The sequence below is a fragment of the Agrobacterium sp. rho-13.3 genome (assembly GCF_033957765.2).
GTDB lineage: Bacteria > Pseudomonadota > Alphaproteobacteria > Rhizobiales > Rhizobiaceae > Agrobacterium.
In genome coordinates this window covers 1,148,357-1,172,888 of record NZ_CP192774.1, presented here as the reverse complement: position 1 = coordinate 1,172,888, position 24,532 = coordinate 1,148,357, and the positions used below count along the sequence as shown (strand labels likewise).

21 protein-coding genes are annotated in these 24,532 nt (G+C 55.5%); 11 read left to right on the top strand and 10 right to left on the bottom strand.

The window, feature by feature from the left end; translation table 11 throughout:
• The first annotated feature begins 92 nt into the window (after nt 1-92).
• Nucleotides 93-1,523: an NADP-dependent phosphogluconate dehydrogenase gene (gene gndA / locus RMR16_RS05840; RefSeq protein WP_320199927.1), complete on the top strand. Its 1,431-nt coding sequence runs from the start codon at nt 93-95 to the stop codon at nt 1,521-1,523.
• A 57-nt stretch (nt 1,524-1,580) separates the two neighbouring features.
• Here the strand turns inward: gndA and RMR16_RS05835 are convergent, their stop codons facing one another.
• The gene (locus RMR16_RS05835; protein WP_320199928.1) at nt 1,581-2,639 is read right to left on the bottom strand and encodes a LacI family transcriptional regulator; all 1,059 of its coding nucleotides are present in this window, start codon (nt 2,637-2,639) and stop codon (nt 1,581-1,583) included.
• A 505-nt stretch (nt 2,640-3,144) separates the two neighbouring features.
• On the opposite strand from RMR16_RS05835, the gene RMR16_RS05830 reads away from it, so the two are divergent.
• The 3 genes from RMR16_RS05830 (at nt 3,145) to RMR16_RS05820 (ending at nt 7,240) form a co-directional block, all read left to right on the top strand.
• Complete coding sequence (locus RMR16_RS05830) at nt 3,145-5,601, top strand: beta-mannosidase (protein ID WP_320199929.1); 2,457 nt, start codon at nt 3,145-3,147, stop codon at nt 5,599-5,601.
• A 94-nt stretch (nt 5,602-5,695) separates the two neighbouring features.
• Complete coding sequence (gene mgrA / locus RMR16_RS05825; protein WP_320199930.1) at nt 5,696-6,730, top strand: L-glyceraldehyde 3-phosphate reductase; 1,035 nt, start codon at nt 5,696-5,698, stop codon at nt 6,728-6,730.
• Nucleotides 6,731-6,907: 177 nt separating this feature from the next.
• Nucleotides 6,908-7,240 carry an RcnB family protein gene (locus tag RMR16_RS05820; RefSeq protein ID WP_320199931.1) on the top strand — a complete coding sequence of 111 codons (333 nt, stop codon included), beginning with the start codon at nt 6,908-6,910 and terminating at the stop codon, nt 7,238-7,240.
• 119 nt (nt 7,241-7,359) lie between these two features.
• On the opposite strand, the gene RMR16_RS05815 is transcribed toward RMR16_RS05820, so the two are convergent.
• Both RMR16_RS05815 and znuA read right to left on the bottom strand, forming a co-directional pair.
• The gene (locus RMR16_RS05815) at nt 7,360-8,565 is read right to left on the bottom strand and encodes a GTP-binding protein (RefSeq protein ID WP_320199932.1); all 1,206 of its coding nucleotides are present in this window, start codon (nt 8,563-8,565) and stop codon (nt 7,360-7,362) included.
• 84 nt (nt 8,566-8,649) lie between these two features.
• Nucleotides 8,650-9,654 carry a zinc ABC transporter substrate-binding protein ZnuA gene (gene znuA / locus RMR16_RS05810; protein WP_320199933.1) on the bottom strand — a complete coding sequence of 335 codons (1,005 nt, stop codon included), beginning with the start codon at nt 9,652-9,654 and terminating at the stop codon, nt 8,650-8,652.
• Between the two features lie 104 nt (nt 9,655-9,758).
• Here znuA and znuC point away from each other — a divergent pair, with 104 nt between their 5' ends.
• Genes znuC through RMR16_RS05795 form a run of 3 tightly spaced genes read left to right on the top strand, consistent with a single transcriptional unit; the run spans nt 9,759 to nt 11,882 of the window.
• Nucleotides 9,759-10,670, top strand: a complete 912-nt coding sequence (gene znuC / locus RMR16_RS05805) for a zinc ABC transporter ATP-binding protein ZnuC (protein ID WP_320199934.1) — start codon at nt 9,759-9,761, stop codon at nt 10,668-10,670.
• Nucleotides 10,663-11,481 carry a zinc ABC transporter permease subunit ZnuB gene (gene znuB / locus RMR16_RS05800; protein WP_320200111.1) on the top strand — a complete coding sequence of 273 codons (819 nt, stop codon included), beginning with the start codon at nt 10,663-10,665 and terminating at the stop codon, nt 11,479-11,481. The genes znuC and znuB overlap by 8 nt, the downstream gene beginning before the upstream one ends.
• Nucleotides 11,478-11,882, top strand: coding sequence for a Fur family transcriptional regulator (locus RMR16_RS05795; RefSeq protein ID WP_320199935.1), 405 nt, complete (start codon nt 11,478-11,480; stop codon nt 11,880-11,882). Before znuB ends, RMR16_RS05795 begins: the two co-directional genes overlap by 4 nt.
• A gap of 4 nt (nt 11,883-11,886) precedes the next feature.
• Here the strand turns inward: RMR16_RS05795 and RMR16_RS05790 are convergent, their stop codons facing one another.
• Complete coding sequence (locus tag RMR16_RS05790) at nt 11,887-12,414, bottom strand: gamma carbonic anhydrase family protein (protein ID WP_320199936.1); 528 nt, start codon at nt 12,412-12,414, stop codon at nt 11,887-11,889.
• Nucleotides 12,415-12,431: 17 nt separating this feature from the next.
• Nucleotides 12,432-13,121 carry a fumarylacetoacetate hydrolase family protein gene (locus tag RMR16_RS05785; protein ID WP_320199937.1) on the bottom strand — a complete coding sequence of 230 codons (690 nt, stop codon included), beginning with the start codon at nt 13,119-13,121 and terminating at the stop codon, nt 12,432-12,434.
• 137 nt (nt 13,122-13,258) lie between these two features.
• On the opposite strand from RMR16_RS05785, the gene dusA reads away from it, so the two are divergent.
• On the top strand, nt 13,259-14,272 hold the full coding sequence (gene dusA / locus RMR16_RS05780; protein ID WP_320199938.1) for a tRNA dihydrouridine(20/20a) synthase DusA: 1,014 nt from the start codon (nt 13,259-13,261) through the stop codon (nt 14,270-14,272).
• 41 nt (nt 14,273-14,313) lie between these two features.
• Here dusA and RMR16_RS05775 read toward each other — a convergent pair whose 3' ends face one another.
• Together RMR16_RS05775 and uvrA are read right to left on the bottom strand one after the other, a co-directional pair.
• Nucleotides 14,314-15,117, bottom strand: coding sequence for a DUF72 domain-containing protein (locus tag RMR16_RS05775; RefSeq protein WP_320199939.1), 804 nt, complete (start codon nt 15,115-15,117; stop codon nt 14,314-14,316).
• A gap of 42 nt (nt 15,118-15,159) precedes the next feature.
• Nucleotides 15,160-18,081, bottom strand: coding sequence for an excinuclease ABC subunit UvrA (uvrA, locus tag RMR16_RS05770; protein ID WP_320199940.1), 2,922 nt, complete (start codon nt 18,079-18,081; stop codon nt 15,160-15,162).
• 288 nt (nt 18,082-18,369) lie between these two features.
• Here uvrA and RMR16_RS05765 point away from each other — a divergent pair, with 288 nt between their 5' ends.
• Both RMR16_RS05765 and RMR16_RS05760 read left to right on the top strand, forming a co-directional pair.
• The gene (locus RMR16_RS05765) at nt 18,370-18,912 is read left to right on the top strand and encodes a single-stranded DNA-binding protein (protein WP_320200112.1); all 543 of its coding nucleotides are present in this window, start codon (nt 18,370-18,372) and stop codon (nt 18,910-18,912) included.
• Between the two features lie 27 nt (nt 18,913-18,939).
• Nucleotides 18,940-19,197 (top strand): hypothetical protein, encoded by a 258-nt coding sequence (locus tag RMR16_RS05760; protein WP_320199941.1) that lies wholly within the window; start codon nt 18,940-18,942, stop codon nt 19,195-19,197.
• Between the two features lie 38 nt (nt 19,198-19,235).
• Here the strand turns inward: RMR16_RS05760 and RMR16_RS05755 are convergent, their stop codons facing one another.
• Together RMR16_RS05755 and RMR16_RS05750 are read right to left on the bottom strand one after the other, a co-directional pair.
• Nucleotides 19,236-20,384 carry an HPP family protein gene (locus RMR16_RS05755; protein ID WP_320199942.1) on the bottom strand — a complete coding sequence of 383 codons (1,149 nt, stop codon included), beginning with the start codon at nt 20,382-20,384 and terminating at the stop codon, nt 19,236-19,238.
• 21 nt (nt 20,385-20,405) lie between these two features.
• Nucleotides 20,406-21,035 (bottom strand): MarC family protein, encoded by a 630-nt coding sequence (locus tag RMR16_RS05750; protein ID WP_320199943.1) that lies wholly within the window; start codon nt 21,033-21,035, stop codon nt 20,406-20,408.
• A gap of 264 nt (nt 21,036-21,299) precedes the next feature.
• Here RMR16_RS05750 and gyrA point away from each other — a divergent pair, with 264 nt between their 5' ends.
• Entirely contained in the window at nt 21,300-24,092 is a 2,793-nt protein-coding gene (gene gyrA / locus RMR16_RS05745) for a DNA gyrase subunit A (RefSeq protein WP_320199944.1), read from the top strand.
• Between the two features lie 149 nt (nt 24,093-24,241).
• Here gyrA and RMR16_RS05740 read toward each other — a convergent pair whose 3' ends face one another.
• Complete coding sequence (locus tag RMR16_RS05740; protein WP_320200113.1) at nt 24,242-24,505, bottom strand: hypothetical protein; 264 nt, start codon at nt 24,503-24,505, stop codon at nt 24,242-24,244.
• Nucleotides 24,506-24,532: the final 27 nt, after the last annotated feature.

Below are 24,532 nucleotides of genomic sequence, written 5' to 3'. Positions count from 1 at the left end.
CAAAATTTAATCGTTTCATATGGCTCTAGCCTTGCCGTTTGCACATTAGAGTGCCACAACATCCGCCGTTATAAGCAATTGGAGGCACATCTGTGGAACAGGCAGAAATCGGTTTGATCGGTCTTGGCGTTATGGGGTCTAACCTCGCGCTCAACATCGCGGAAAAAGGCAACAAGATTGCCGTTTTCAACCGAACCCCGGAAGCGACAAAGAAATTCTACGCCGAGGCAGGCGCGTTGCAGGCCCAGATTATTCCTTGCTACACCATTGAGGAATTCGTCGCCGCCATCCGCCCGCCGCGCCCGATCATCATCATGATCAAAGCTGGCGACCCTGTTGATCAGCAGATGGAAATCCTGAAGCCACATCTTCAGAATGCCGACATCATGATCGACGCGGGCAATGCAAACTTCCGCGATACGATCCGCCGTTTCGACAACCTCAAGGACAGCGGCCTGACCTTTATCGGCATGGGCGTTTCCGGCGGTGAAGAAGGTGCGCGCCATGGCCCATCCATCATGGTTGGCGGTACGGAAGACAGCTGGAAGCGTGTCGAGAAGGTTCTGACCTCGATCTCTGCCAAGTACAATGATGATCCATGCGTGGCTTGGCTTGGCAATGATGGCGCTGGCCACTTCGTCAAGACCATCCACAACGGCATTGAATATGCCGACATGCAGATGATTGCAGAAATCTACGGCATCCTGCGCGATGGCTTGAAGCTCAGCGCTGCGGAAATTGCCGATGTGTTCGGAGAGTGGAACAAGGGTCGTTTGAACTCTTACCTCATTGAAATCACCGAGAAGGTACTGCGCGCCGCAGACCCGATCACCGGCAAGCCGATGGTCGATCTTATTCTGGACAAGGCTGGCCAGAAGGGCACCGGCAAGTGGTCGGTTATCGAAGCGCAGAACATGGGCGTTGCCGCCACTGCCATCGAAGCCGCCGTTGCCGCACGCATTCTGTCGTCGCAGAAAGACGAACGGGAAGCTGCCGAGAAAATCCTTGGTCTGCCTCAGGCGCTGCCTGCTCCCGCTGACAAGAAGGCATTCATCGCCGATTTGGAAAACGCGCTGCTGGCAGCAAAGATCGGCGCTTATGCGCAGGGCTTTGCAGTCATGTCTGCCGCGTCGAAAGAGTTCGGCTGGAACCTGCCGATGCCGACCATCGCCCGTATCTGGCGCGAAGGCTGCATCATTCGTTCGCAGTTCCTGGATGAAATCACATCCGCTTTCACCAAAGACCCGCATGTTGCAAACCTGCTCGTCACGCCTGCTTTCGCGCAGATGGTGAAAGACACAGACGCGCCACTTCGCCGCGTTGTATCGCACGCCGTTCTCTCTGGCCTTCCGGTTCCGGCACTCGCATCGGCACTCGGCTATTTCGACGCCTACCGCCGCGCCCGTGGCAGTGCAAATCTCATTCAGGCACAGCGTGACTTCTTTGGCGCGCATGGTTTTGAACGCACCGACGGTGTGGACAAGCCACACGGCCCATGGGGCAGCGGTCTCGACAGCTTCTGAGAATGACAAAAGGCCCGCGAAACGCGGGCCTTTTTTTATGCATTTATGCAATAGGTTTTAGGCCTCGAATTTGGGCGCTCGGTTCGACCAAACGGGCTTGCTGACGCTTTGCAGTCCCGCGGCCGGTTTGCCATCAATGCGTGCCAGCAGGGCCTTGGCCAATTCGCGGCCAGCGAGCTTGATGTCTTCATTCATCGTGTGAATTTCCGGTCGCAGCCAGTTGAGAAAATCCGCCGACTGTTTTGAAACAACGTCGATGTCTATGCCGATCTTTTTGCCGGTCTCTTCAATCCCAGCAACGAAGGCAATGGTAGAGCTGCCACTGATCGACACAAGCCCATCTGGAAACTCCTTGCCCTGCATCAGCGCCCGGCTCGCATCTTTGACCTGGTCCAGAGGCGTTTCATTGCTCACCGTGCTGATTGGAAACTCGCTCAGCCCGAAATCACGCAGGCCGCGATCGAACCCGCGTCGCGTGTGGTCATAATAAGAAAAGCGGGATGGAGGCAGAAGAACGGCAATCCTCTTTCGCCCACATTGCGACAGCCGCTTCACGGCTTCGTATGCGTAGGTCTCATTGTCGAAATCATGGTAGGGATGGACGATGTCCATCTCGGTTCGCCCATGGGTGGCGAAGGGCATATTGCGTTCCGTCATAAAGCGAACGCGTGCATCATCCGGCTGCATTTTTGAAATGATGACGCCATCTGCCGACCCCGTATCCAGAATGTAACGGATAGGGATCATCGGGTCTTTGGCATGTGTATGGGGCGTGACCACCAGGTGGTACTGCGTGCTCGACAGCACTTCCGTAATACCAAACACCAACTGAGTGGTGAAGCCCATCAACTCTTCATCGACACTCAAAACCAGTGCGATCACATTGGTCTTGCCTGTGCGAAGACGCACACCTGCGCGGTTTGGCTGATAGCCGATCTGCTGCGCCACCTGACGCACGCGCTCCTTGGTGTCAGCACCAATATCCGGTGCATCCTTCAAAGCGCGAGAAACGGTGGTTATGCCAAGGCCCGTCATGTAGGCGATCGTCTTGAGAGTGGGTCGTTCGTTGCCAGACAGAAGTTGGCCGCCCGGTTCGGTTTTTATGCTGTCATTCATGTCGCCACTCGCCATATCTTGCCGGTGATCATGGTAGATTGCTTTTTAGCCATTGCAAAGCTTGGCTTACATTATGCGGATTGCCTTGAAACATCAAACTGTAACGATGCAGTTTTATCATTAAGGCAGGTTCTTGAAGGTGGCGCCAGATTTTGAGAGGCGACTGTGATATCTTATCGCTGACATTCGACATTAACGTCATAATATTTTGCATGAGTATTTTTATTTAATGCTATGATTTTTATAATTATAATTCGTACTTAAATACAAAAAATCCGTCTGCTTTTCATCATTAGATTTTGCGAACTTCGACTTCTTTGCAATCCCCGGTGACGCGCGATATTTTTTACAGTAACGTTGCCGCCGGGAGGACTACTCACAATTCTGCTGATATTCGCTGCTCATTTGCCTGTCTCAAAACACGCGTGGTGGCTGCGATCTATCGCTCGATTCTGACCATCCATTTCCTTCCGGCGCTGCATCAATAAAATGACAAGGCATTGACATGACATCATCCTACGCAAGCGACATTGCCATCGATCTTTCTGGCGAGTGGAAACTCGCGTCATCGGAAGGCGATCATCTCGCCAGCATCACAATTCCCGGCGACGTCCACACGGCCTTGCGTGAGGCTGATATCATTCCCGATCCCTATTTCGGGCGGAACGAAAATGACGTGCAGTGGGTGGCGCATCGCGACTGGATTATCGAGCGTCGCTTTCATGTCGATGACATCGCTGCTGACTGGTATCTGGATGTGGATTATCTGGACACGGTCGCGGTGGTTTTTATCAACGACGCTCCGGTGCTGACCGCCGATAATTGCTTTCGTCGATACAGACCCGATGTATCGGCCGCCTTGCAGCCGGGTGAGAATGTCATTCGCATTCACTTCCATTCCAGCATCAAGGCGGGTGCGGAGCGGCAGGCGGCGCAGCCGTTTTATGTGCCATACCATCCCGGCAATTCACCCATCCCGCACGGCAATATGCTGCGCAAACCTCAGAGCCATTTCGGTTGGGACTGGAACATCGCAATCGCGCCGCTCGGTCTTTATGGCACCATCGCTTTGCGGCGTCTGGAGACGGCGCGTATTGAACATGTCAGCACCTCGCAACACCATGTCGATGGCGGCGTGGAACTGCATGTCGAGATAACGCTTCATGCTGCCCAACCGGCAATTGTGCCCATCCACCTTTCGCTTGGCGATGAGAGGCTGCGGCTGGATTGTGGAGTCGATGCCGGGGAAACCGTGCTGCGGCATGTTTTCTTCGTTGAAAAACCGAAGCTCTGGTGGCCGGCTGGCAGTGGTGAACAATCGCTTTATACGCTGACGGTGGAACTGCCGGATGAGACGGTGACGAAGCAGATTGGTTTCCGCACCGTTGAGCTGCTGACGGACAAGGACGAGGCGGGCAGCCGTTTTGCGTTTCGTGTCAACGGACGAGAAATCTTCTGCAGGGGCGCGAACTGGATTCCGGCGGATGCGCTCTATTCCTTGAGCAGTCAGGAAAAGACCGAAGACCTGCTCTCGTCTGCCATCGAAGCCAATATGAACATGATCCGCGTCTGGGGCGGTGGCTTTTACGAGCAGGACTGGTTCTATGATCTTTGCGACCGGCTCGGCCTGATGGTGTGGCAGGACTTTATGTTTGCCTGCAATCTCTATCCCTGCACTGATGATTTCCTCGACAATGTCGAGCATGAAGTCACCTATCAGGTGAAGCGACTATCCTCGCATCCGTCCATTGCCCTGTGGTGTGGTGATAATGAACTTGTCGGTGCGTTGAACTGGTTTGATGAGTCCCGTAACAATCGCGACCGTTATCTGGTGGCGTATGACCGTCTCAACCGGACCATCGAAAAAGCCTTGAAGAAGGCATCACCTTCGGCCATCTGGTGGCCGTCCAGCCCGGCCTCCGGTTATCTGGATTATGGCGATGCATGGCATGCGGATGGCTCCGGCGATATGCATTACTGGTCCGTCTGGCACGAGAACAAATCCTTCGACAATTACCGCGCCGTGAAACCGCGTTTCTGCTCGGAATTCGGCTTTCAGTCTTATACCTCTATGCCAGTCATCCAGACCTATGCGGATGAAAAGGACATGAATATCTCGTCGCCTGTCATCGAGCTTCACCAGAAGAATGCCGGCGGCAATGAGCGGATTGCGGGCACCATGTTCCGCTATTTCCGCTTCCCGAAGGACTTTCCGAATTTCGTTTACATCAGTCAGGTGCAACAGGCCCTGGCGATCAAGACGGCGGTGGAGTATTGGCGGTCTTTGAAGCCGCATTGCATGGGCACGCTGTACTGGCAATTGAACGACACATGGCCGGTCGCCTCGTGGTCCAGCCTGGATTACGGCGGAAGCTGGAAAGCCTTGCATTACGCGGCGCGGCGCTTTTTTCAACCTGTTGCAGTGTCTGCCATTCTCTCAGACGATGATGGGCCGGTACGTTTTTCCGTGGTCAATGACACGGCGGAAGATGTCGAAATCGACATGAACATTTTCGCGCTTTCGACAGACGGCACGCGCACCCCGCTAAAATCAGCGAGCGGTGTTTGCGGACCGGATGCGGCTGTGACCATGACAGAAATCGATATCAGTCAACTTCCAGACGGCGCGCTGCTCTCATGGAATTTCATCGCCTCCAACGGCATGACGGGCGAGGGGCACCATGTGCGGGAAACCTACAAGGCGCTGGACCTGCACCCTTCGGGACTTAGTCACACAGTCAAGCCGTTGGATGATGGGCAATTCGAGGTGGAGGTCAGTTCCACAGGGCTCGCGCTGTTCGTCATGGTCGAGGCCGATGTTCCCGGGCGGTATTCGGACAATCTGTTCGATCTGGCCGCGGGGGAAACTCGCCGTATCGTGTTTTCACCGAAAGACAAAGAGAACCATTCACGTCCTTCATTCAGGATTTTTGACCTCTTTTCTTCTCAATCGGCAGGTTGAAACGACAGAGACATCTATTTAAGTTCGCTCTTACCCAAAAAAACAGCCCGCGAGATTCTTCGTCGGGCATCAATCCATTCAGAGAGGAATATCCATGGCTTGGCGACCGGCTGAAGACCGTTATGCGTCCATGAAGTACAATCATTGCGGAAAATCGGGGCTGAAGCTTCCGGCGATATCGCTGGGTCTTTGGCACAATTTCGGCGATGATTTTTCGCACAAGACCAAGCAGGATATCTGCCGCAAGGCATTTGATCTTGGCATCACCCATTTCGATCTCGCCAACAATTACGGACCACCAGCCGGCAGTGCCGAAACGGCGTTTGGTGAAATCCTGAGAACCGATTTTGCCGGATATCGCGATGAGCTGATCATCTCGTCGAAGGCCGGTTACCACATGTGGCCCGGCCCTTACGGCGAATGGGGCAGCCGCAAATATATGATCTCGTCCTGCGACCAGAGCCTGAAACGTCTGGGCCTGGATTATGTGGATATCTTCTATTCGCACCGCTTCGATCCCGATACGCCACTGGAAGAAACCTGCGGCGCGCTGGACCATATCGTGCGGTCGGGCAGGGCGCTGTATGTCGGCATTTCCTCCTATAATTCGCAGCGCACCCGAGAGGCGGCGGCAATTCTGAAAGAGCTTGGAACGCCCTGCATCATTCACCAGCCCAGCTATTCGATGATCAATCGCTGGATTGAAGAAGACGGTCTTGTCGATACGCTGGAAGAGCTTGGCATCGGCTCCATCGTGTTCTCCCCGCTTGCACAGGGCATGTTGACGACGAAATATCTTGGCGGCGTGCCGGATACGAGCCGCGCCAGCCAAGGCAAGTCGCTCAACCCGGCTTTCCTCAATGAAAGCAACATTGAGAATATCCGCGCACTGAATTCCATTGCCGAACGCCGTGGGCAGACGCTGGCACAGATGGCCATTGCGTGGGTGCTGCGGGGCGGTCACATCACCACGGCATTAATTGGCGCCAGCCGTCCAGAGCAGGTGGAGGATTGCGTGAAAGCCCTCAACAACCCTGATTTCACAGCCGAAGAGCTGATGGAAATCGACCGCCACGCCAAGGAAGCAGATATCAATCTGTGGGCAAAATCCGCTGAATTGAAGAAGTAAGAGACGAGCCGCCCTGATGCATTTCAGGGCGGCTTTTTCACCTGTCGAGCTGTACATAAACCTTAACTGAGCAGCCTAAGCATTAACAACCATTACAGAATTGTAATTTTGACTTTCAGTTTCCGTTCATCCTTGTGACGATAGGGTCTATCCATCACTTCAGGAAAGGAAACGTCAATGAAAAAGCTTTTCTCCGTTCTTCTGGCCGCGACCGTTCTCGCCGCTCCTTTGGCTGCGCAGGCCCAGAGCCGTTACGATGATCGTCCCAACCGCCATGTTACGATGGAAAAGACGATCACCAAACAAAAGGTCATTGTCAAAAAGCATCGCTGGGATCGTGGACAGCGTCTATCGACGAAGGAACGTCGTAACTTTATCGACCGTCGCGACTACCGCCGCCATAATCTGAGAGAGCCTGGTCGTGGTGAACGTTGGGTTCGCGTCGACAACCAGTATCTGCTGATCAACGCTGTCAGCGGCCTCATCATCGGCCTGTCCGGCGCTCGTTAAATTCTGATCAGCTAATCCCTGCGGCCGTGGAGTTCCTCCATGGCCGCAGGTTTCTCCAAAGGGTGCATCTTCTGCCGTTACGGCGATGCAACGGAAGTTCGACATTCTTTGTGTTTTCCTCATGCCGCCTGCCTGTTCCAGTCTGGAAATGGATCTGCGAAATTGCGCCACGCTGTGGGCGTAAAAGCTTTTGCTTCGATCAGGCACGCATCCAGCTCCGCGCGAAGTGCCGCCTCGCTCATCGGATCGGCGCCGATGAAGACGATTTCCTGCCGCCTGTCCCCCCAGACATTGTCCATATAGGGCGCCAGCATTCGCTCGAAACCCGGATCGTCCGGCCAATGCTTTTTCGGCACGGATGACCACCAAAGACCCATCTTGCCTGTCTTGACCAAAGCGCCCGCCTGACTGATCTCCCCGACATGATCAGGCCGTGTCGCCAGCCAGAAAAAGCCTTTTGCACGGATGACGCCCGGCCAATCCCTGTTGATGAAAGCGTGGAAACGCGCCGGATCAAACGGTCGCTTGGCGCGGTAAACGAAAGAGCGAATGCCATATTCATCCGTTTCAGGAATATGGTCCTTGAAACCGTGCAATTCCTTGAACCACAGCGGATGTGTTTCCGCCTCGGCAAAGTTGAACAGGCCGGTGCCAAGCACGCTTTTCAGCGCCACCCTGCCAAAGTCCGCTTCGATCAGCTTCGCATCCGGGTTCAAGCCGACAATGATCTTCCGAGCGGCATCTATTTGTGCGTCGGTTGCGGTGGAGACCTTGTTCAGAATGACCACATTGGCGAACTCGATCTGTTCGACCAGCAGGTCCACCAGCGTGCGGTTGTCACCATCGCCAGCCGTTTCGCCGCGATCGGCCAGAAAATCTGCCGAGCCGTAATCCTTCAGTAGATTGGCGCAATCCACCACCGTCACCATCGTATCCAGATGAGAGACATCCGATAGGCTTTGACCGTTTTCATCACGAAAATCGAAGGTGGTGGCAACGGGCAGGGGTTCTGCAATGCCGGTGGATTCGATCAGCAGGTAATCGAACTTATCCTGTTCAGCCAGCTGGCGAACCTCGTTCAAGAGGTCATCGCGCAACGTGCAACAGATGCAGCCATTGGTCATTTCCACCAACTGTTCCTGCGTGCGGGAAAGGTTTGCACCACCATCACGTACCAGTGCCGCGTCGATATTCACCTCACTCATGTCATTGACGATAACCGCAACACGCAAACCTTCGCGATTGCCGAGGATGTGATTGAGGAGGGTTGTTTTTCCCGCACCCAGAAAACCTGACAAGACAGTGACTGGTAGTTTTCGAGCCATTGCAAACTCCATTTTGTAATAACATTACATTCATATCGAAAATAAAAGGTGGCAGAAGCCACCCTTCATTGTGTGCATAGCCGCTTAGGAGAGGCAGTCTTTCAAGGAGGTCGCAATACCGCGCATCAGCTTGAAGTAGAGATCAGGACCAGCTTCCAGCGTGCCGGCCTCGGGGTCGAGCGTGCCGGACTTCGCCTTCGTGCCTTCGATGACGACATTGACCAGCTTGGGTTCAAACTGCGGTTCGGCAAACACGCAAGTCGCATTCAGCTCTTTCACCTTCGCTTGTATCTGCTTGATGCGATCCGCGCCTGGCGTGTTTTCCGGGCTAACGGTAATCGAACCCGCAGTTTTCACGCCGTAGCGATGTTCGAAATACTGGTAGGCATCGTGAAAGACGATGAAGGGCTTGTCCTTGATGGGAGCCACTGTCGCCACGATGTCCTTATCCAGCGCGTCAAGATTGTCGAGCAGCTTTTTGGTGTTGCCCTGATAGGTTTTTGCATTGGCCGGATCAGCCGTCAGAAGCGTCTTTTCGATTTCGACAGCCATGACCTTGGCATTGGCTGGGTCGAGCCAGAGGTGCATGTCGTATTCGCCATCCTCGTGGTCGTGATCATGACCTTCTTCATGGGCATGTTCATGCTTGTGCTCGCCTTCGTTTTTGTGATCGTGGCCCGCTTCTTCCGCGTGGTCGTGGCCTTCATGTTCGCCATGGTCGTGTGCTTCGAACGGACCACCTTCGCGGAACTTCAGTTTCTCAAGACCCTTTGCGTCGTCCAGCTCAACGACGGTCGCCTTGCTTGCCAGCGTCTCGAGCGGCTTTTCAAGGAATTTTTCCAAGCCATCACCCACCCAGAACACCACATCCGCACTCTCTATCGCCTTCGCATTGGAGGGCTTGAGGCTATATGTGTGGGGAGATGCACCACCGTCCACGATCAACTGCGGTTCCGCGACACCTTGCATGATTGCGGCAACAAGGGAATGGATCGGCTTGATCGAAACCACCACATTTGGTGCTGCCATGGCGTTGGATGATGCGATCATGGCCACCGAGGCGAGAAGAAGCGTGGCGATAGTTTTCATACGGTATGCTCCACTTGTATAGTGTATGTTATGTTATTACATAAGTTGCGTAACGCTATAACGTATGCGATAGCCTAGTGCAACAGCGACAATTGGAAAAACACATGCTTCATTCTCCGGCCAAGAATGACGAAAATCTCGTCTCCCTTTCCAACGCGGGCGTAAAACGCAATGGCCGCTGGCTGGTGCGTGGCGTGGAGTTTTCTGTTCGGCGCGGCGAGATTGTGACGCTGATTGGGCCGAACGGATCCGGCAAATCCACCAGCGCCAAAATGGCGACGGGCGTGCTGAAACCGGATGAGGGAAGCGTCGCGCGGATCTCCGGCCTCAAAGTCGGCTATGTGCCGCAGAAGCTGTCTGTCGATTGGACCATGCCGCTAACCGTGCGCCGGTTGATGACGCTCACGGGGCAGTTACCCCCGCGCGAAATCGACGCTGCGCTTCATGCCACAGGCATCATTCATCTCGCCAAGGCCGAGGTCCAGCACCTTTCCGGTGGTGAATTCCAACGCGCTCTTCTGGCCCGTGCCATTGCCCGTAAACCGGATTTGCTGGTTCTGGACGAACCAGTCCAGGGCGTGGATTTCACCGGCGAGATTGCGCTTTATGATCTCATCAAAAACATCCGCAATTCCACCGGCTGCGGCATTCTGCTGATATCGCATGACCTGCATGTGGTGATGGCGGAGACCGACACCGTGATCTGCCTGAACGGCCACATCTGCTGCCGGGGCACGCCGCAGGCGGTTAGCCAAAGCCCGGAATATATGCGCCTGTTCGGCGGCGCGGCGCGCAGTCTCGCGGTTTACAGCCATCAACACGATCACACGCATCTGCCGGATGGCCGTGTGCAGCACGCCGATGGATCGGTGACAGACCACTGCCACCCGGATGACGGCCACCATCATGATACGCACGATCATGATGATGATGGCGATTGTGGCTGCGGAAACGATCACCACGACCATGAACACCACGACCATGAACACCATGCCCACGGAGCCAAGCATGTTTGACGATTTCTTCGTGCGAGCCATGTTTGCCGGTGTTGGGGTGGCGCTGATGGCCGGGCCGCTGGGCTGTTTCGTCGTCTGGCGGCGCATGGCCTATTTCGGGGATACGATGGCACATTCCGCACTGCTGGGCGTGGCACTCTCGCTGCTGTTTCAGCTGAACCTCATCGTCAGCGTTTTCATTGTGGCATCCGTGGTGTCGCTGATTTTGCTGTTTCTACAGAAGCGTCAGGCGCTGTCTGCGGATGCCCTGCTCGGCATTCTCTCGCACTCCGCGCTTGCCTTCGGCCTTGTCATCGTTGCCTTCATGACATGGGTGCGTATCGATCTCGTCGCGTTCCTGTTCGGCGATATCCTGGCGGTGTCCGTTTCCGATATCCAGCTGATCTGGGGCGGTGGGCTGATCGTTCTCGTCGCCATCATCTATTTGTGGAAGCCGTTGCTGGCCTCCACCGTCAATGCAGAACTGGCCGAGTCCGAGGGTATGCGCCCGGAACGCTCCAAACTGCTTTTCATGCTGCTGATGGCACTGGTCATCGCCATTGCCATGAAAATCGTGGGCATCATGTTGATCACGTCACTGCTGATCATTCCGGCGGCAACTGCGCGCCGTTTTTCATCCACACCAGAAATCATGGCGGTGCTGGCATCGTTGATAGGTGCTGTCGCGGTTGTTGGTGGGCTGATGGGGTCGTTGCATTACGACACGCCATCAGGCCCATCCATCGTCGTTGCTGCCGTTATGCTTTTTATTCTCAGTCTCTTGCCTGCGCCAAAACTGTCGCGTAGGGCAGAGCAAGGAGGCCGTTCATGACCACACAAAATCTAACACGCAACCAGTCGCTCGTTTATGATGCGCTTACGCGCTCGCAAGCGCCGCTCAGCGCCTATGTCATTCTCGACAAGCTGCGCGACGCCGGTTTTCGCGCACCGTTGCAGGTCTATCGCGCGTTGGAAAAGCTGATTGAATTCGGCCTGGTGCACCGGCTGGAAAGCCTCAATGCTTTCGTGGCGTGCTCCCATACCAAGTCGGATTGCTGCACGCATCATCATGGAACGGTGGCTTTCGCCATTTGCAACGCCTGCGGACAGGTTACGGAATTCCACGATCACCAGATCGATCATCGCTTGGGCGATTGGGTGAAGAACCAGAAATTCAAGGCAGAAAAGACCACGATAGAAATTCGTGGCCTTTGCGAAGCCTGCGCCGCCTGATCTCTCAGAGCGGCTGTAAATCCTTGGCGAAGCGCTGCCAATTGCGCACATAATTCTCTGCGGACTTTTTCAGGGATTCTACTGCCGTATCATCCAATGTACGGATGGCCCGCGCCGGAGAACCGACAATCAGAGAGTTGTCAGGAAACTCTTTGCCTTCCGTCACCAATGCATTGGCACCGACAAGGCAATTCTTGCCGATTTTTGCGCCGTTCAGCACCGTGGCTCCCATGCCGATCAGCGAATTATCGCCAATCTCGCAACCGTGGATGATGGCATGGTGGCCGATGGTGCAGCCTTCGCCAATGGTGGCGGGGAAGCCGGGATCGCTATGCACCATCACGCCTTCCTGAATATTGCTGCCGCGACCGACTGTAATCGGCTCGTTATCACCGCGAAGTGTGGCGCCGAACCAGATTCCGACATCCTCGCCAAGCGTGACAGACCCGATGACATTGGCATCGGGCGCCACCCAATAACGATCCGGGGCAGGGGGCTGCGGTACTCTTTCGCCCAGACGGTAAAGCGGCATGTATTTCTCCCGTGTCGTTAGACGACCTTTACCGAAAGCGTGCCGACGCCGTCCACGCCGCAATCGATACGGTCGCCGCGAACGATGGGGCCAACACCTGCCGGTGTGCCTGTCATGATAACATCGCCTGCCGCCAGCGTGAAAAGCTTCGACAGTTCCGCGATGATTTCCGCCGTTTTCCAGATCATCTGACCGAGATCGCCAGACTGCTTGCGCTCGCCATTTACCTCAAGCCACACGGCACCCGTTGAAGGATGACCGATTATTGATGCGGGAATAAACGGGGAAACGGGTGCGGAATCCTCGAACGCCTTGGCGCTTTCCCAGGAGCGGCCCATCTTTTTCAATGTGTCCTGCATGTCGCGGCGCGTCATGTCGATGCCGACGCCATAACCCCAGACATGCTCCAGTGCGTCCTCGACCGCAATATCCGCGCCGCCACTTTTGAGCGCAACCACGCATTCGACCTCGTAGTGGACATTGGAAGACAGCGCAGGATAAGGAAAATCCTTGCCAGCAGGCAGGAGATTGTCCGGGTTTTTCTGAAAGAAGAAGGGCGGTTCGCGGGAAGGATCGTGTCCCATCTCAATCGCGTGGTCCGCATAATTGCGCCCGACACAATAGACCCGGCGCACCGGAAATGTCTCGTCCGTGCCTTCCACGGGCAAAAGAACGGATGGCGGAACGGGGATGACGGTGGCGGACATGGTCTCTACTCCTGATTTCTGGTCACGGTTTTCCCGCGATTCTGGTTGGATTTCCAGCGTAAAATCAGTGTTGGCGGAAAACTGGCTTTATCGAGCGCTTTGCGTTAGAAGCGCCGCAGAAAAAGGTTGGATAATCCATGTACGAAAAAGCTCTCGCGTCCGGTGGCAAGATTTTTGCCGTTGCCCCGATGATCGACTGGACGGATACGCGCTGTCGTTTTTTGCATCGCCAGCTTTCCAGCCATGCGCTGCTGTATACAGAGATGATTGTGGCCGACGCCATTATCCACGGTCAGCGTGAAAAGCTGCTCGGTTATCACAGCCAAGAGCATCCGGTCGCGCTACAGCTTGGCGGTTCCGATCCTGTGAAGCTGACGGAAGCGGTGAAAATTTCTGCGGATTTCGGATATGACGAAATCAACCTCAATGTCGGCTGCCCGTCCGACCGTGTGCAATCCGGCACCTTTGGCGCATGTTTGATGCGCGAGCCGGAAACCGTCGCCCGCTGTGTTGCTGCCATGAAAGCGGTGGCGACTGTGCCCGTCACCGTAAAATGCCGGATTGGCGTGGACGATCAGGACCCTGAAACGGTTTTGCCTGATTTCATCGCACGTGTTGTCGCGGCTGGAGCGGATGCCATTTGGGTTCACGCCCGCAAGGCCTGGCTGCAAGGTCTGTCGCCAAAGGAAAACCGCGATGTGCCGCCACTGGATTACGAGCTTGTCTACCGGATGAAGCAAGAAAATCCCGGCGTCTTTATCGGCATCAATGGCGGAATTACCGATCTTGATCAGGCGCAGGAACATCTCAAACATATGGATGGTGTGATGCTGGGCCGTGCGGCTTACCACAACACATCCATACTGGCCGATGTCGATCACCGCATTTATGGCGAGCCAGCGACCGAGACGGATTGGTTGGCGCTTCGCGATAAGATGATGGCCTACGCCGAAGACTATATCGCCAAGGGTGGACGCCTCAATCATGTGACCCGCCACATGGTCGGCCTATTCCAAGGCATGCCGGGAGCGCGCCGATTTAGGCAGATATTATCCAGTGACGCGACGCGTCCCGGTGCTGGGTCGGAGGTCATTGCCGCTGCATTCGCGGCAATCAATTTCGATAAGACATCTGCGGATATCGCGGTTTAAGAACCTGGGGATAGGTTACTCTGACCTCAACGGCGTGATAGTCACGCCACCAGCGTCTGCAACAAACGCGCGCCATTCGGCGCATTGACCTTGCCGCCGGTGATGAAAAACGCAAAAACGTCGCGCGCTTTTTTGTCCGCTTTTCGATCCGGCGCAATCAACGGCAGATCATCCGGCACGCCACCGTCAGCATAGGTCTTGGCGCGCTCGCCCCATGCCTTGACGTCCTTCTCTGGGTAACAGGTTGCGATATCGTCTTCGCCTTTTTGCAGGCGACAATAGACGAAATCAGCCGTGACATCGGGCAGCATGGGATAATCATGATGATCGGCGCAGACCACCGCAACATTGTGCTTCGCCAAGAGTTCGATGAATTCCGGCACTTGAAAGCTCGGATTGCGGACTTCCACCACATGCTGAAGCGTTAGGCCGTCCTGTTTCTCCGGCAGAAGTGCCAGAAAAGCAGCAAAATCGTCCGGTTCGAACTTTTTGGTTGGCGCAAACTGCCAGAGGATCGGGCCGAGATGATCAGCCAATTCCGTTAGTCCCTGCGTCAAGAATTTGGTGATCGATTCACCGGCTTCGGCCAGCACCTTGCGATTGGTCACGAAGCGGCTGGCTTTGAGCGAAAAGATAAAACCATCCGGCACTTCCGATGCCCATTTGGCGAAGGTCTCCGGCTTTTGGCTACCGTAATACGTGCCGTTGACTTCGATGGCTGTCAGTTGACGGCTGGCGTGTTCAAGCTGACGCTTTTTCGTCAGCTTGTCAGGATAGAATGTGCCTTCCCATGGCTCGAAGGTCCAGCCGCCGATACCCGTGCGGATCGTGCCCGATTTGCTCATTCTTGCCTCCCATTCCAGCTCACTGTGTGTAGAAGCGACGGATCACTCCGCCGCTTGTATTTTCTTGTCCAGACGGCGCTCCAGCAGTTCTTTCAGGAAATGACCCGTGTAGGACCGTGGTTCCTTGACGATCTGCTCTGGCGTTCCCGTCGCGACGATTTCACCGCCGCCCGTGCCGCCTTCTGGGCCGATATCGATCACCCAGTCTGCGGTTTTGATGACTTCGAGATTGTGCTCGATGACCACAACGGAATTGCCCTGATTGACCAATTCATGCAGCATTTCCAGCAACTTGTTGACGTCGTGGAAATGCAGGCCGGTTGTTGGCTCATCGAGAATATAGAGCGTGCGGCCCGTCGAGCGTTTCGAAAGTTCCTTGGCAAGCTTCACACGCTGCGCTTCACCACCCGATAGCGTATTGGCCTGCTGACCGACCTTGATATAACCAAGGCCGACGTCGAACAGCGATTGCAGCTTGTCACGCACGGCAGGAACGGCTGCGAAGAACTCGACGCCTTCCTCCACAGTCATATCCAGCACATCGGCAATCGACTTGGTTTTGAAGGTGACGTCCAATGTTTCGCGATTGTAGCGCTTGCCGTGACAGACATCGCAGGTGACGTAAACATCAGGCAGGAAGTGCATTTCGATCTTGATAACGCCATCGCCCTGACAGGCTTCGCAACGTCCACCCTTGACGTTGAAGGAGAAGCGGCCGGGCGCATAACCACGGGCTTTTGCTTCCGGCAGGCCTGCGAACCAGTCACGGATTGGCGTGAAAGCACCTGTATAGGTAGCAGGGTTGGAGCGTGGGGTGCGACCGATAGGGGACTGGTCGATATCGATGACCTTATCGATAAATTCGAAGCCATCGATACGGTCGTGGTCAGCCGGAATTTCGCGTGCGCCCATGACGCGACGCGCCGCAGATTTATATAGCGTCTCAATCAGGAATGTGGACTTACCGCCGCCTGAAACGCCGGTCACGGCGGTGAAGACACCGAGTGGCACAGAGGCTGTGACGTTCTTGAGGTTGTTGCCGCGTGCGCCGACGACCTTGATCTCTTTGCCCTTTTTGGGCTTTCGGCGCTCTGCGGGAACCTCAACGCCCAGTTCACCGGACAGATACTTGCCCGTGAGTGAGTTCGGGTTAGCCATCACCTCTTGCGGTGTGCCTTCGGCAATCACCTGCCCACCATGAATACCTGCGGCGGGGCCGATATCGACCACGTAATCCGCCGTAAGGATCGCGTCTTCGTCATGTTCAACCACGATGACCGTATTGCCGATATCGCGCAGATGTTTCAGCGTATCCAGCAGCCGGGCGTTATCGCGTTGGTGAAGGCCGATGGATGGCTCATCAAGAACGTAGAGAACGCCGGTGAGACCGGAGCCGATCTGCGAGGCGAGGCGAATACGCTGGCTTTCGCCACCGGATAGAGTGCCGGAGTTGCGCGACAGGCTGAGATAATCCAGCCCGACATCGTTCAGGAACCGCAGCCGTTCGCGGATTTCCTTCAGAATACGGACGGCGATTTCGTTTTGTTTTGCGGTCAATGATTGCGGCAGAACCTCGAACCAGTCCCGCGCGATCTTAATCGACATCTGCGTGACTTCGCCGATGTGCATCTTGTTGATCTTCACCGCCAGCGCCTCAGGCTTCAGGCGATAGCCGGCGCAGGCCGGGCAGGGGGCGGCGGACATATAGCGCTCGATTTCCTCACGCGCCCATGCGCTGTCGGTTTCCTTCCAGCGACGTTCGAGATTGGGAACGATGCCTTCGAAATTCTTGACGGTTTTATAAGAGCGTGCGCCGTCCTGATATTCGAACTCGATCTTCTCGTCCGTGCCTTTCAGGATCGCATTTTTTGCGGCTTCCGTCAGATCGTTCCAGCGGCTGGAGAGCTTGAATCCGAAGGCTTTGCCCAAGGCTTCCAGCGTCTGGTTATAATAAGGAGAGGATGATTTTGCCCACGGTGCAACAGCGCCGTCCTTCAACGTGCGGGCGGGCTCCGGCACGATCAACGCCACATCCACCTTCTGCTGCGACCCTAGACCATCGCACGTGGGGCAGGCACCGAACGGGTTGTTGAACGAGAACAGGCGCGGCTCGATCTCCGAAATCGTGAAGCCAGACACGGGGCAGGCGAATTTCTCGGAAAACAGAACGCGCTCATGGGTTTCGTTGAGCGATTTGTTGGCGGAGCCGCCAGCGGCAGTGTCTTCTGGCGGCAGAGGTTTGTCGGCGAATTCCGCCACCGCGAGGCCGTCTGCCAGCTTCAAACAGGTTTCAAGGCTGTCCGCCAAGCGCGCCGCCATGTCCGGTCGCACCACGGCGCGATCCACCACTACGTCGATGTCGTGCTTGTATTTTTTGTCGAGGGCGGGAACGTCGGCAATCTCGTAAAACTGCCCATCCACCTTCACGCGCTGGAAGCCTTTTTTCATCAGCTCGGCCAGCTCTTTTTTATACTCACCCTTACGGCCGCGCACCATCGGTGCGAGAATATAAAGACGCGTGCCTTCCTCGAAAGCGAGGATACGGTCAACCATCTGGCTGATCGTCTGGCTTTCAATCGGCAGGCCGGTTGCTGGCGAATAGGGCACACCGACGCGCGCAAACAGCAGGCGCATATAGTCGTAGATTTCTGTGACCGTTCCAACCGTCGAGCGCGGGTTGCGCGACGTCGTTTTCTGCTCGATGGAGATGGCTGGAGACAGACCTTCGATCTGGTCCACATCCGGCTTCTGCATCATTTCCAGAAACTGGCGCGCATAAGCCGAAAGGCTCTCGACATATCGCCGCTGGCCTTCCGCGTAGATCGTATCGAAGGCGAGCGACGACTTGCCGGAGCCTGAAAGCCCGGTCATGACGATCAACTTGTTGCGTGGCAAATCCAGATCGATACCCTTGAGATTATGCTCACGGGCACCGCGGATGGAAATCGTCTTCAATTCACTCATGACAGCTCGGGCTACTCGTTGGGAGGCGTTGGCTCTTATGTAATGTCCATGAACGGCGTGTCGAGGTATATTAAGCTTTTCATGGATGCTTTTCGGTGTACTTGACTCACTGATGCAGCTTTAATAGAACAAAAACGGAACATATTGCAAGTGCGCGTGCATTGAAAGAACATTCCTTGTGGATTGTCGTTCCATCTGGTGCCCATGGCGCTCTGCGATGGTCTATGGTGTGTCAAGATTTTGGATATGAAAATGCTGGCCATGACGGTTGGCAGACAGGATGAGAAGATGGCTGGCAGCGTAAATAAGGTAATTTTGCTCGGGAACGTCGGCGCTGATCCGGAAATTCGCCGCACGCAAGACGGTCGCCCTATAGCAAACCTTCGTATCGCGACGTCTGAAAGCTGGCGCGACCGCGCCTCTGGCGAGCGAAAGGAAAAGACCGAATGGCACTCTGTCGTGGTGTTCAACGAAGGTCTTTGCAAGGTCATCGAGCAGTATGTGAAGAAGGGTGCCAAGCTTTATATCGAAGGCTCGCTTCAGACCCGCAAATGGCAGGACCAGACCGGCAACGATCGTTACTCGACTGAAATCGTGCTGCAAGGCTTCAACTCGACGCTGACCATGCTGGATGGCCGTGGTGAAGGTGGCGGTGGCGCGAGCCGTGGCGGTGACTTCGGCGGCAATGATGATGCTGGCGGATCTTACGGCGGTGGCCGCGGCAACTACGGTGGCGGAAACGATCAGCAGCCTGCACGCGGTGGTTCTTCCCGTGGTGGTCAGCCAGCTGGCAACTTCTCCAACGACATGGATGACGACATTCCGTTCTGATCCTTAAAACACACCGGGGGGTGAAATATGACTGAAGCTGTCACGACACGCAGCCAGCCAGCGACATGGCGCATTGTGCTCGCCTTTTTGCTGGATTTATTCACGGCATTTTGGGTGTTTGGTTTTCTTGTCGCGTCCGTACTTGGCGGGCGCACAGAAAACGGGTTCGAACTCAACGGCCTTCCGGCGGTCGTGTTTTTCGCTCTGGTTATTGCCTACTTCGTGATCTTCAATCGGTTTCTTGGCGGTACGATCTGGAAACGGATTTTGAGAGCTAAGAGATAAGAGCAGCTATTTCTCAGATCTGGAGGCGAGGCTGCACATTATGTTGCGGCCTTGTCCGCCAACATCCCCACCATCACATCCGATTGTGAAATGATGCCGGCGAGCTTGTTGTTTGCATCGACCACCGGCAGATAGTGCAAGCCCTGCTCGGCCAGCATGATGATGACGTCTTCGATCGGTGTTTCCGGCGAGACGGTTTTGACCGGTGATGTCATGATGTCTTTGACTGTACCGTTTGGCGCGCTTTTTCCTGAAAAGATGAGCCGTACACGTTGAATCAGGCCAATGCTTGGGCGCCCGTTTGTCCAGCTTGCTTTGTCAAGAAAGTCGGTCTGGGTGACGATGCCGACGACTTCTGCATTGTCGTTCGTGACAGGCAATGCCTTGAAATGATGGCTCCGCATCAGTTCGTGAGCGGTTTTCAGCGGATCGTCAGGCGCTACACCCACCACGTCGCGCGACATGATGCTGGCGCAATCCAGATGCGTGGCGCGCCGTCTGTAGGACCGCAATTCTGTGCGGCGCAGAATGGTTTCCAGATCATCGCGTTCAATGTCGAGAACCTGATCGTACTCTTTCAACACATCATCAAGATCGGCAGATGAGAATCCGATCCGCTGAATGGGGGCAGGGTCTTTTGTCCCATGGCTTGCCGGTTGAGACCGGATCGAATGCGGATATCGGCGGCCTGAGAGATTGTTGAAGAGCACGGCGAGCGTGAGAAGCACAATGGAGTTGCTCGCGACCGGCCATAAGACGAAGCCATATCCGAGATCGTGAATGGCAGCGCCACCGAGCACCGCTGTCAGCGCAACCGCACCACTTGGCGGGTGCAGGCAACGCAGCGCCATCATGGCTGCTATTGCGAGGCTTATTGCCAAGGCCGCCGCGATGAAGGGATCGGCTATCAGCATCGCCACGGTGACGCCGACGAAAGCGGAAAGGATGTTGCCACAAAGAATAGACCACGGCTGCGCAAGCGGGCTGGATGGAACCGCAAACAGCAAGACCGCAGATGCACCCATGGGCGCAATGAGTGCAGGCAGCGCGGCATTGCTGCCGACGGCCAAATGCCCGATGACGCCGGTAACGAAAATCCCGATTAGTGCACCCGTCGCGGCACGAAACCGCTCCTTATAACTGACCGGCATGGCCTCTGGTACGATAAGGCGCAACAGATTTCGCATTCTGCAAACTTTCGATTTTCGTCACGGTGTCATTACGGACTTTACGCCATCCACCACGAATTGAACGGAGAGCGCTGCCAGTAGCACGCCGAGGAGGCGAGTAAGAATAGCGCGTCCGGTATTGCCCAGAAAACGGTCCAGCCTGTCTGCGGCCAACAGTGCCAGAAAAACGATTGCCATGCTGAAAGCCAGAAGAAGAATGAAGATGATCTTCTCGAAGGTGTTTTGCATCGAGCCGGAAATCAGCACGGTCGCCGATATTGCACCCGGCCCAGCGATCAGCGGAAGCGCCAAAGGAAACACCGCAATATTCTGGATATGATCCAGCGTGATCGCCATTTCCGAGGTCTTTTCCTTACGCTCCTGCCGTTTTTCGAAAATCATTTCGAAGGAAATCCAGAACAACAGCAGGCCGCCTGAAATGCGAAATGCGCCGAGAGAAATGCCCAGCAATTCAAGGATGGAAGAGCCAAACAGTGCGAACGCCGCCAGAATGCCAAATCCGATAATGGAGCCGCGCATGGCGACCTGACCACGCTGGGCGCGGGTCATGCCTGCTGTTAGAGCCAGAAACACTGGCGCAAGGCCGGGTGGATCGAGTGTAACGAGCATCGTCGTCAGGGCATTGATGAGAAGTTCGGTGCTTGCCATGTCTTCCCCGTTATTTTAACCCAGAGATCGAGGCTAAAGATTTGTCTTGCCTTCGTTTTTAAGGGTGATTTTTGCACAATGGTAGGCAAGTCTTGTCGCCATGGAAACCCTGATCCGGGTCTTTTTCCTCAAGCCGGGCATAAAACTGTGCATCGTCTTGCAAATGACGTAAAAGACTGTTCAAAACTGCGCTGGAAATTGGCGCTTGACCGCTGTTTCCGCTATAAAAATCCATCCGATTCTTAACATAGAATGTGATCCGATTTGACTGACCAGAGCCCCCCAGGCGGCGGAAAACTTCCGCCAGGCATTGAGCCGATTTCCATCATGGAGGAAATGCAGCGGTCGTATCTCGATTACGCGATGAGCGTTATCGTCAGCCGCGCACTTCCCGACGTTCGTGATGGATTGAAACCCGTTCATCGCCGTATTCTTTACGGCATGTCGGAGCTCGGCATTGACTGGAACAAAAAATACGTAAAATGCGCCCGCGTGACCGGGGACGTGATGGGTAAATTCCACCCGCACGGCAACTCCGCGATCTACGACGCGCTGGCGCGTATGGCGCAGGATTGGTCTTTGCGACTGCCGCTGATCGATGGTCAGGGTAACTTCGGCTCTATCGATGGCGATCCGCCAGCGGCTGAACGTTACACCGAGTGCCGACTGGAAAAGGCCGCGCATTCGCTGCTGGACGATCTGGACAAGGAAACGGTTGATTTCCGCGATAACTACGACGGCACTCTGTCTGAGCCTGTCGTGGTGCCGGCGAAGTTCCCGAACCTGCTGGTCAACGGCGCGGGTGGTATTGCCGTGGGCATGGCGACCAACATTCCGCCGCATAACCTTACCGAAGTCGTTGATGGCTGTATCGCGCTGATCGACAATCCGGAAATCGAATTGCCGGAACTGATGCAGATCATTCCCGGTCCCGACTTCCCGACGGGCGCCTTTATTCTTGGCCGCTCCGGCATTCGCTCCGCTTACGAGACGGGTCGTGGTTCTGTCATCATGCGTGGCCGCGCCACCATCGAGCCGATGCGCGGCGACCGTGAACAGATCATCATCACCGAGGTTCCCTTCCAGGTGAACAAGTCGTCGATGATTGAAAAGATGGCGGAACTGGTCAAGGAAAAGCGCGTCGAGGGCATCTCTGACCTTCGCGACGAGTCCGACCGCCAGGGTTACCGCGTGGTGGTCGAGCTGAAGCGCGACGCCAATGCCGAAGTCATTTTGAACCAGCTTTACCGTTACACACCTTTGCAGACATCGTTCGGCTGCAACATGGTGGCGCTGAACAGCGGCAAGCCGGAGCAGATGACGCTGCTGGATATGCTGCGCGCCTTCGTGTCGTTCCGCGAAGACGTCGTCAGCCGCCGCACAAAGTACCTGCTGCGCAAGGCGCGTGACCGCGCGCATGTGTTGGTTGGTCTGGCGATTGCGGTTGCCAATATCGACGAGGTCATTCGCGTTATTCGTCAGGCGCCAGATCCGGCAACCGCACGCGAGCAGCTGATGACGCGCCGCTGGCCAGCGTCGGATGTGGAAAGCCTGATCCTTCTGATCGACGATCCGCGTCACCGCATCAACGAAGATAAGACTTATAATCTGTCCGAAGAACAGGCACGCGCCATTCTCGAACTGCGTCTTGCTCGCCTGACCGCTCTTGGCCGCGATGAAATCGGCGATGAATTGAACAAGATCGGCGCTGAAATCAGCGAATATCTTGAAATTCTGTCGTCGCGCATTCGCATCCAGCAGATCGTCAAGGATGAACTGGCCGCAGTTCGTGATGAATTCGGCACACCGCGCCGCAGTCAGATCGTCGAAGGCGGCCCTGATATGGACGATGAAGACCTCATCGCCCGCGAAGACATGGTCGTGACCGTTTCGCACCTGGGTTACATCAAACGTGTACCGTTGACGACCTATAAGGCGCAGCGCCGTGGCGGCAAGGGCCGTTCCGGCATGGCGACCCGCGATGCGGATTTCGTCAACCGCCTGTTCGTGGCCAACACGCATACGCCTGTTCTGTTCTTCTCCTCGCGTGGCATCGTTTACAAGGAAAAGGTCTGGCGTCTGCCAATCGGCACGCCGCAGTCTAAGGGCAAGGCGCTCATCAATATGTTGCCTCTGGCAGCAGGTGAACGCATCACCACCATCATGCCACTGCCGGAAGATGAGGCAACGTGGGAAACGCTGGACGTGATGTTCTCCACCACGCGTGGAACAGTGCGTCGCAACAAGCTTTCAGACTTCGTTCAGGTCAACCGCAATGGCAAGATCGCCATGAAGCTGGACGAAGAGGGGGATGAAATCCTCTCTGTCGAAACCTGCACAGAACATGACGATGTGTTGCTGACGACTGCTCTCGGCCAGTGCATTCGCTTCTCCGTAGATGATGTGCGCGTCTTTGCAGGCCGTAACTCGGTCGGCGTGCGCGGCATCAATATGGGTGACGGCGACCGCATCATCTCCATGACTATCGTTGGCAGCAGCGATGCCCAGCCTTGGGAGCGGGCGGCCTATCTGAAGCGTTCTGCCGCAGAGCGTCGTGCGGCTGGTGTCGATGAAGAAGACATCACGCTGGTGGGTGAAGAGGTCACCGAAGAGGGTGAACTGAAGGAAGAGCGCTATCAGGAACTCAAGGCACGCGAACAGTTCGTGCTCACGGTTTCCCAGAAGGGCTTTGGCAAACGCTCATCATCCTACGACTTCCGCACCTCTGGCCGTGGCGGCAAGGGCATTCGTGCCACCGATACGTCCAAGACGACGGAAATCGGCGAACTCGTCGCAGCCTTCCCGGTTGAAGATAACGATCAGATCATGCTCGTTTCGGACGGTGGCCAGTTGATCCGCGTGCCGGTCAACGGCATCCGCATCGCCAGCCGCGCCACAAAGGGCGTGACGATCTTCTCCACCGCCAAGGATGAAAAGGTCGTTTCGGTCGAGCGCATCAACGAGCCGGAAGGCGAAGATGAGGGCGAAGTGATCGAGGGTGTTGAAGCAGAAGGCATCGAGCCTGATGCCGGTTCTGCGCCTGACAGCGAAGACTGAGACTATCCATAGAGTGCGGCGGATTTCAAACATCCGCCGTTCTTGATAAGAGATTTTAGAAATCTGCTTATCTGCCTAATTTTCTGCACAACAAAAAGCCCCGCTGAACACATGTTCCGCGGGGCTTTTTTTGATGATTGATGGATGGTTCAGCGCAGCCGCATGTGAATAGCGCCACGACCGGAGCGGGACGCAATATGAAGATGAATCTTCGCTTCCGGCTGGTTGCTGCGCCAGGCGCGAGCGCCGTGGCAAAGCAGGAGATTGACAAGATCGCGGGTCTTATGTCGCGATTTGTTTAGGCCGAGATCGGCAATTCTCATCGCCGCTTCATGGATCGGATGGAGCACGGAAAGACTTTGTTGCCTGCCTTTGCCTGCTGCAATGTCCGAATAGTTTTCGTTGATCGCCATCTGGAAAGCCTCGTTACACAATACAAT